Raw genomic sequence first — 8,121 nt, 5'->3', positions numbered from 1 at the left:
GACGGGCTCCGGGCGGGCGCGCGGCGTGCGGGCCTGCGGCTGCTCGGCAAGGACGGCTACTCCCAGGCCAAGCTCCGGCTCGCATCGCTCCGGCGGTCCGGGTGATGGTCAGGTGAGGGGGTCACGAGCCGGTCGGGCTGGCAGCAAGGGCCGGTTCCCGAGACGGCACCGAGTCCGGCATGTGAGGATTTGAGCGTGGTTGACCAGAGGCACGTCCTGATCATCGTCCAGAACCTGCCCGTACCGCTCGACCGAAGGGTGTGGCTCGAGTGCCAGGCCCTGCGCGAGCGCGGCTACGAGGTGAGCGTCATCTGCCCGCAGGGGCCGGGCGACCCGGCCTACGAGGTCATCGACGGGGTGCACATCTACAAGTACCGGCCTGCTCCCCAGGCCGAGGGCCTGCCCGGGTACGCCGTCGAGTTCGGCTACTCGTGGCTGCAGACGGCCCGGCTCTCGGTCAAGGTGTGGCGCCGGCAGCCGTTCCAGGTCATGCAGGCCTGCAACCCGCCCGACACCTACTGGGCGCTGGCCAGGCTGTGGCGCTCCCGTGGGGTCCGCTTCGTCTTCGACCACCACGACCTCAACCCGGAGCTGTTCCTGTCCCGCTTCGGTCAGCCGAAGACCCGGGCCCAGCGCCTGCAGTACCGCGGCCTGCTCTGGCTCGAGCGGATGACCTTCCGCACCGCCGACCGGGTCACCTCGACGAACGAGTCCTACAAGTCGGTTGCGGTACGCCGGGGCGACCGGCGCCCTGAGGACGTGACCGTGGTGCGCAGCTGCCCCGACACCCGGGTCATGCGCCCCGTCTACTCCGAGCTGGCGAGCCGAAAGCCGGCCCGGTTCGTGCTGGCCTACCTGGGCATCATGGGGCCGCAGGACGGGGTGGAGACCGTTCTCGACGTCATGGACGAGCTGGTCCACAAGCGCGGCCGCGAGGACGTGCACGCCTGGCTGCTCGGCTTCGGCGACTGCTATGACGACCTGCGCCGCCGGTGCACCGAGCTCGACCTCGACAAGGTGGTCACGTTCACCGGTCGGGCCGACAAGGGCATGATCGCCGACCACCTCAGCGTGGCCGACGTCGGCGTCGGGCCCGACCTGAAGACCCCGCTCAACGACCTGTCCACGATGAACAAGACGATGGAGTACATGGCCTACTGCCTGCCCTGCGTCTCGTTCGACCTGGTCGAGACCCGGGTGACCGGTGGCGACGCGGTGCTGTACGCGGAGTCCGGCGACGTCTCGGGCTTCGCCGACCAGGTCGAGCGGCTCCTCGACGACGACGGCCTGCGCCTTCGTCTCGGGCTGGCCGGCCGCCGTCGGGTGGCCGACGACCTCGACTGGTCGGCCCAGGCCCGCGGCTACGTCTCGGTGTTCGACGAGCTGACCGGGACCGAGCGGACACCCGAGCCGCCGAGTGAGGGAGCGCTCGAGGAGCTCGACCCGCGTGGCAAGCGGTACGTCGACCTCAGCGACGAGGCCGAGCTCGGCCGGTTCATCGTCGAGCGGTCCGCGCTTCCGGCGACGCCGGTGGCCGGCAGCTCCGCGTCATAGGCGCCGGCCGCGGCCCATCGGCCAGGTACCCCCGGAGGGACTCGAACCCTCACTCGAGCGATTTTAAGTCGCCTGCCTCTGCCGATTGGGCTACGGGGGCGTGCCCACCAAGTATGCCGATCCGCCGGGAACACCCGGTGTCGGCTCGACCGTTTAGGGTGGTGACAGTCGCCACGACGGGTGGCCCCAAGTGTCGGGGAGGCACGCAACACATGGCAGGTGGAAACCCGGTCTTCGACCGGCTCAACAAGCAGATAGAGAAGGAGCGGTACGCCGGCTTCAACGCCCCGCCGCCCCACCAGCGCGGCCAGGCCGCCAGCGCAGGGTACGCCGCCCAGCAGACGCTCTCGGCCGAGCAGCTCAACGAGATGTACGCCCGCCAGAGCGCCGGGCCGGTCGACACCGGCCGGGTCACGCTCGACGACGTCGTCATGAAGAGCCTGGGCCTGTTCGTCCTGCTCGTCGCCGCGGGCGGGGTCACCTGGTTCATGGTCGACCAGACGCCGTCGCTCGCCAGCCCGCTCTGGCTCGGCGGCATGATCCTCGGCCTCGTCCTCGGGCTCGCCATCGCGTTCATGAAGCGGGTCGTGGTCCCGCTCATCGTGCTGTACGCGGTCGTCGAGGGCGTCTTCCTGGGCGCCTTCAGCTACGCGATCAACTCGGTCGAGAAGTACCAGGGCGTCGTGCTCATGGCCGTCCTCGCGACGGTCTGCACCTTCGCCGCGATGTACGCCGGCTACGCGACGGGCATCATCAAGGTCACCAGCCGGGCCCGGCGGATGTTCATGATCGCCGCCGGCGGGTACATGATCTTCCTGCTGCTCCAGTTCGTCCTGCAGATGTTCGGCGTCCTCGGTGGCTGGGGCTTCGGCGGCAGCGGCGGTCTCGGCATCATCCTGTCGCTGCTCGGCACCGGCCTGGCGGCGTACTCGCTGGCCATCGACTTCGACTCGATCGACCAGGCCGTCCGGTCGGGCGCTCCCAGCAAGTACTCGTGGCTGCTCGCCCACGGCCTGATCGTCTCGGTCGTGTGGCTCTACATCGAGTTCGTCCGGCTCTTCGCCCGCCTGCGCGAATGAACCCCCAGCCGGGGTCGCCTGTCCCGCAGGAGGTCTCGGCAGAGCTGACGCGCGTGGTCGAGCGGTGGCACCAGCTGCCGCTCGACCACGCGCTGCGCTGTATGCCGCCGGTCGCCGCCCTCGTCCAGCGGCTCGCCGACGACGTGGCGCGCTCGCGCGGCCGGGCCACGGCGCCGGTGCCCGACCTCGGGCCAGCGGTCGTGATGGACCAGCTCGCCGTGATGGTGCACGACCACTGCGCCGCCTTCGCCGCGATCCCGCCCGGGGTGACCCGGCCGGTCGCCCGGGTCACCGACCTCACCGGCGAGCTGAGCGGCATCCGGAAGTCCCTCGCGCAACGGGGCTGACCGCCGAACGGACCGTCGGAGTCCGAACGGGCCGGTGGACCAGCCGGTTCGAACCCGAACGGTCCGTTCGGGGGGTCGGTTCGAGACGCAGGGAGCGCCTCAGGAGAGCCGCTCGAAGATCACCGCCATGCCCTGGCCACCGCCGACGCACATCGTCATCAGGCCGAGCTGCTGGTCGCGCTCGCGCAGCGCGTTGATGATCGTGCCGGTGATCCGGGCCCCGGTCGCGCCGAACGGGTGGCCGATCGCGATCGCGCCGCCGTTGACGTTGAGCTTGTCGTGGTCCATGCCGAGCGCGTCCGCCGAGGCCAGGACCTGCGCGGCGAACGCCTCGTTGATCTCGTAGATGTCCAGGTCGCCGATCGTCATGCCGGCCCGCTTGAGGGCCAGCCGGCTGGCCTCGATCGGGCCGAGCCCCATGATCTCAGGTGACAGGGCCGTCGCCGCGGTCGCCACGACCCGGGCGAGCGGGGTCAGGCCGAGCTCCCTGGCCTTCGTGTCGCTCATGACCACCAGGGCGGCGGCGCCGTCGTTCAGCGGGCAGCAGTTGCCGGCGGTCACGGTGCCGTTCTCGCGGAAGGCCGGGTTCAGTGCCCGGACCGCCTCGAGCGTGACGCCCGGGCGCGGCCCGTCGTCCTTGGTCACGACCGTGCCGCTCGGCGTGGTGATCGGGGTGATCTCCCAGTCGAAGAAGCCCCGGCCGATGGCGGCCTCGCAGCGGTTCTGCGAGGTCACCCCCCACTCGTCCTGCCGCTCGCGACCGATCCCGTAGGCGGTCGCGACGTTCTCGGCCGTCTGGCCCATGGCGATGTAGATGTCGGGCAGCGCGCCGTTCTCGCGCGGGTCGGTCCACGTCTCGTTCGTCTGCGCCATCTTCGCGCTGCGCTCCTGCGCGTCGGCGAACCGCGGGTTCTGCACGTCCGCCTTCGCCCCACCGGCACCGGACCAGTCGAGGTACTGCGAGACGCACTCGACCCCGGCCGACACGAAGATGTCGCCCTCGCCCGCCTTGATCGCGTGGAAGGCCATCCGTGTGGTCTGCGCCGAGCTCGCGCAGAATCGGTTGACGGTGGCGCCCGGGGTGTTGTCGAGACCGAGCAGCGTCGCCACCACGCGGGCCATGTTCGAGCCGTGCCGGCCGCACGGCTCCGCGCAGCCGAGGTAGATGTCCTCGACCAGGCTCTTGTCGAGCTCGGGCACCTTGTCCAGCGCGGCCTGGATGACGGTCGTGGCCAGGTCGTCGGGGCGGACGTCCTTCAGGCTCCCCTTGAAGGCCCTCCCGAACGGCGAGCGAGCGGTGGAGACGATGACGGCTTCGGGCACGGGTCCTCCTCGATGAGCTGGGTAAGCGGGCGCTCACCCTGACCAGATGGTATGCCGCCCACCTCCCGAGGCGGTAGTGCTCGCCTGTGGAGCGGGTCCCCGACGGGACGGCCCGACCGGGGGCGACGCGCTCGGTGTGCCGGGTTGGTCCGGGGCCGAGGCAGTCAGCGGTTAGGGTGATCGGGACGGACGCCCCACCATCGCGGTAGGGCCAGGACGGCGCCCCCGCCGCGGTGCGCCCAGGACAGGGGAGCGATGAACCCGACGATCCGGCGTGCCTCCGCGCTCGCCAGCGCCTTGGCCATCACGGCGAGCGTCACGGCCTGCTCGCGGTCCGAGAGCCCGGCCACACCGGATGGCCAGACCGTGGCGACCTCGAGCACCGGCACCACCCCGGCGCCCACCACCGACACGCAGCCGCCGAAGCCGGCCGAGATCTTCGACCGGGCCAAGTCGAACGCGCTGGCCGCAACCTCGGCCGTCGTCACGGGTGAGTTCGACCGCGACGGCGCGACGACGAAGATCTCCTGGCAGGGTGCCGCCGACGGCAAGACCCTCGACCTGCGCCTGACGCAGCACGGCCTGGGCAACGTCCACCTGATCGCCGTGGGCGGCGACGTCTACCTGCAGGCCGACGCGACCGGCTGGAAGGCGCTCGGCTTCGCCAAGCTGGTCCAGGCGGCCGGCGACAAGTTCGTCAAGGCACCGGCCGCCAGCGTGGGCGACCTGGCGCAGAGCTTCAGCCTCAGGTCCCTGGTGGAAAAGTCGTTCGGCTCGCTCGACGCCAGCGGGCTGAACGGCCGCGTGGGCTCCGAGACGGTCGACGGCGTCGACTGCTGGGTGCTGACCGGCCCGTCCGGCGCGCAGAACGGCGCGCTCTACGTCGCCAAGGACTCGATGCAGCTGGTCCGCATCGTCGGCCCGAAGGAGAAGCCGCTACAGCTGACCTTCTCGCAGTGGGGCGAGGAGCTCGACATCAAGGCCCCGCCGCCCGATGAGGTCGTCGGGCTGAAGTAGCCCGGGTCGTCGCACTCGAGGAGCCCGAGCCGAACGTGCTCAGCGGGCCGGGTGACCACGCAGGGGCGTCGGGTCGGGCGCCGGCCCCGGGTCCGGCTGCTCGCCGGCCGGGTCCGCCGGTGGCTCGTCGCCCCGGCCCGAGGTGGTCCCGGCCGAGCCGTTCGACGCCTCCGGTCCGCCCCGCAGCTGCGGCACCGGCGCCAGCACGCGATGGAGCAGGACCGCCCAGCGGCCGTGCGGACCGCGGGACTCCCCGCTGACCTCCGCCGGGCCGACCTCGCTGCCGGGGTGCCGGACGGCCTTGGTCGCGGCGACGGCGAGCGGCCCGACGCCCTCGCCGTGCCGGATGTGCGGCGAGTCCGGCACGGCCGCCGGCTCGTCCAGCAGCCCGAGGGCGGCCACGACCGAGGGCAGCAGGGCCGCGGCGAGCCGGGCATAGCCGGCCGGCGACGGGTGGAAGCGGTCCTCGCTGAACATCACCTTCGGGTCGCGCATGAAGCTCGGGCCGAGCAGGTTGCCCACCGAGACGGCCCGGCCGCCCGCCTCCACGACCGCGACGGTCTGCGCCGCGGCGAGGTCGCGCGACCAGCGCCGCGCGAGCAGCTTCAGCGGCTGCGGGAGCGGCTCGACCGCGCCGAGGTCGGGGCAGGTCGCCACGACCACCTCGGCCCCCGTCCCGCGCAGCCGGCTGACGGCCATCTCGAGGTGCCGGACCGCGGCGGAGCGGTCGTTGCGGTGGGTGACGTCGTTGGCACCGATGGAGATCACGGCGACGTCGGGGTGCGGGACCAGCTCGAGGGCCCGCACCACCTGGTCGCCGAGCTGGGGCGACTCGGCCCCGACGACCGCGACGTTGGTCAGCTCCACCGGTCGGCCGGACAGGGCCGCGACCCCGTTGGCGATGGTCGCGCCCACGGTCTGCTCGCGGTGCGCGGCGCCCATCCCGGCGGCGGTCGAGTCGCCGAGCATGACGAACCGCACCGGGTCGCCCGGCCCGTAGCCGTAGGTGCCGTTGTCGTCCGGTGACCCGTCGAACGGTGATCCGACGATGCGCTTGGCCAGCAGGGCCTCGATGCGCAGCACGCCGTAGCCGGCCAGCCCGAGAGCGCCGAGTGCCGCGGCTGCACCCCCACCGCCGTAGACGGCCTGCTGCGCGACCCGCCGCGCGCGCCGTGCCCGACCCATTCGCGTTCCTCTCGCCTCGAACCGGTCCGTGAACCTGTCGTTGCTCTCACGGTAACGCGCGGTAGGGCCTGGTGCGGGCGTCTGCGGCCCGCTCCCGTCTCCTCTCGCCGAGCGGGCCTCGAGTGCGGGTCGGGCGGGCGCCAGGTCCCGGCCGGGAGCCCGCGCCGCAGGGAAGCGGGGCTGCGACGGAAAGGCCGGTGGGCGGCATACCGGACGAGCTGGGAGGGAGCCGGAGCGTCTGCAAGGATGACAGCGTGAAGTACGCCGAGCACATCGCAGACCTCGTCGGGAACACCCCGCTCGTCAGGCTCAACGTCGTGACCAAGGACGCCGGGGTGGCCTGCACGGTGCTGGCGAAGGTCGAGTACTTCAACCCCGGGGGGTCGGTCAAGGACCGGATCGCGCTGCGGATGATCGACGCCGCCGAGCGCGAGGGGCTGCTGCGGCCGGGCGGCACGATCGTCGAGCCGACCAGCGGCAACACCGGGGTCGGCCTGGCGCTGATCGCGCAGCGGCGCGGCTACAGGTGCGTCTTCGTGTGCCCCGACAAGGTGAGCCAGGACAAGCGGGACGTGCTCACGGCGTACGGCGCCGAGGTCGTGGTGTGCCCGACCTCCGTCCCGCCCGACCACCCCGACTCGTACTACAGCGTGTCCGACCGGCTCGTGAAGGAGATCGAGGGCGCCTGGAAGCCGAACCAGTACTACAACCCGGAGGGCCCGAACAGCCACTACCACTCGACCGGGCCGGAGATCTGGGCCGACACGGACGGCCGGGTGACCCACTTCGTGGCCGGAGCCGGCACGGGCGGCACGATCAGCGGGACCGGTCGCTACCTCAAGGAGGTCTCCGACGGCGCGGTGCGGGTCGTCGCCGCCGACCCCGAGGGCTCGGTCTTCTCCGGCGGCACCGGGCGGCCGTACCTCGTCGAGGGCGTCGGCGAGGACTTCTGGCCGGGCGCCTACGACCCGTCGGTCGTCGACGACGTGATCGCGGTCAGCGACGCCGACTCGTTCGAGATGACCCGGCGGCTGGCCCGCGAGGAGGGCCTGCTCGTCGGGGGGTCGTGCGGCATGGCGGTCGTGGCCGCGCTGCGCGTCGCGGCCGGCCTGCCCGAGGACGCCGTCGTCGTGGTGCTGCTGCCCGACTCCGGGCGTGGCTACCTGTCGAAGATCTTCAACGACGAGTGGATGGCCTCGTACGGGTTCCTGCACGAGCACGGCGAGCAGTCCGTCGGCGACGTGCTGCGCTCGAAGTCGGGGGACATGCCGGCCCTCGTGCACACCCACCCGAACGAGACGATCCGCGACGCCGTGCAGATCCTGCGCGAGTACGGCGTCTCGCAGATGCCGGTCGTCAAGGCCGAGCCGCCCGTCACGTCCGGCGAGGTCGCCGGGTCGGTGAGCGAGCGGGACCTGCTCGAAGCCCTCTTCACCGGGCGCGCCCACCTGGCCGACTCGGTCGAGAAGCACATGGGGCCGGGCCTGCCGCTCGTCGGCTCGGGCGAGCCGGTGTCGGCCGCCCGCGCGGCGCTCGAGGAGTATGACGCCGTGCTCGTCGTCGCGGACGGCAAGCCGGTGGGGGTGCTGACCAGAGCCGACCTGCTGGGGTTCCTG

At 72.1% G+C, this 8,121-nt stretch carries 7 protein-coding genes and 1 tRNA gene; 5 read left to right on the top strand and 3 right to left on the bottom strand.

The genetic code is table 11. The features are described 5' to 3' along the window. Positions 1-195: 195 nt before the first annotated feature. Positions 196-1,554, top strand: coding sequence for a glycosyltransferase family 4 protein (locus WMI84_RS15465; protein WP_347354669.1), 1,359 nt, complete (start codon positions 196-198; stop codon positions 1,552-1,554). Between the two features lie 26 nt (positions 1,555-1,580). Here WMI84_RS15465 and WMI84_RS15460 read toward each other — a convergent pair. Beyond that, positions 1,581-1,654 (bottom strand) — tRNA-Leu (locus WMI84_RS15460). Between the two features lie 112 nt (positions 1,655-1,766). Between WMI84_RS15460 and WMI84_RS15455 the strand changes: the two genes are divergently transcribed. Together WMI84_RS15455 and WMI84_RS15450 are read left to right on the top strand one after the other, a co-directional pair. After that, a complete protein-coding gene (locus WMI84_RS15455) occupies positions 1,767-2,633 on the top strand; it encodes a Bax inhibitor-1/YccA family protein (RefSeq protein ID WP_347354668.1) in 867 nt (288 codons plus the stop codon). After that, positions 2,630-2,980: a hypothetical protein gene (locus WMI84_RS15450; RefSeq protein WP_347354667.1), complete on the top strand. Its 351-nt coding sequence runs from the start codon at positions 2,630-2,632 to the stop codon at positions 2,978-2,980. Before WMI84_RS15455 ends, WMI84_RS15450 begins: the two co-directional genes overlap by 4 nt. A gap of 99 nt (positions 2,981-3,079) precedes the next feature. Here the strand turns inward: WMI84_RS15450 and WMI84_RS15445 are convergent, their stop codons facing one another. Beyond that, positions 3,080-4,303 (bottom strand): acetyl-CoA C-acetyltransferase, encoded by a 1,224-nt coding sequence (locus WMI84_RS15445; protein ID WP_347354666.1) that lies wholly within the window; start codon positions 4,301-4,303, stop codon positions 3,080-3,082. A gap of 255 nt (positions 4,304-4,558) precedes the next feature. Between WMI84_RS15445 and WMI84_RS15440 the strand changes: the two genes are divergently transcribed. Then, positions 4,559-5,320, top strand: coding sequence for a hypothetical protein (locus WMI84_RS15440; protein WP_347354665.1), 762 nt, complete (start codon positions 4,559-4,561; stop codon positions 5,318-5,320). Between the two features lie 39 nt (positions 5,321-5,359). On the opposite strand, the gene WMI84_RS15435 is transcribed toward WMI84_RS15440, so the two are convergent. Then, positions 5,360-6,505 (bottom strand): SGNH/GDSL hydrolase family protein, encoded by a 1,146-nt coding sequence (locus WMI84_RS15435; protein ID WP_347354664.1) that lies wholly within the window; start codon positions 6,503-6,505, stop codon positions 5,360-5,362. Between the two features lie 254 nt (positions 6,506-6,759). On the opposite strand from WMI84_RS15435, the gene WMI84_RS15430 reads away from it, so the two are divergent. Next, a partial coding sequence (locus WMI84_RS15430) for a cystathionine beta-synthase (RefSeq protein ID WP_347354663.1) occupies positions 6,760-8,121 on the top strand: 1,362 nt, incomplete at its 3' end.

Origin of the sequence: Intrasporangium sp. (assembly GCF_039812505.1) — a bacterium.
GTDB lineage: Bacteria > Actinomycetota > Actinomycetes > Actinomycetales > Dermatophilaceae > Intrasporangium_A.
The sequence above is the reverse complement of the archived record's forward strand: the minus strand, read 5'-3'. Positions and strand labels throughout refer to the sequence as shown.

Excerpts from the sequence above, each read along its gene's own strand:
- WMI84_RS15455 (WP_347354668.1), top strand. The coding sequence starts at position 1,767 with ATGGCAGGTGGAAACCCGGTCTTCGACCGGCTCAACAAGCAGATAGAG.
- WMI84_RS15450 (WP_347354667.1), top strand. The coding sequence starts at position 2,630 with ATGAACCCCCAGCCGGGGTCGCCTGTCCCGCAGGAGGTCTCGGCAGAG.
- WMI84_RS15440 (WP_347354665.1), top strand. The coding sequence starts at position 4,559 with ATGAACCCGACGATCCGGCGTGCCTCCGCGCTCGCCAGCGCCTTGGCC.
- WMI84_RS15435 (WP_347354664.1), bottom strand. The coding sequence starts at position 6,505 with ATGGGTCGGGCACGGCGCGCGCGGCGGGTCGCGCAGCAGGCCGTCTAC.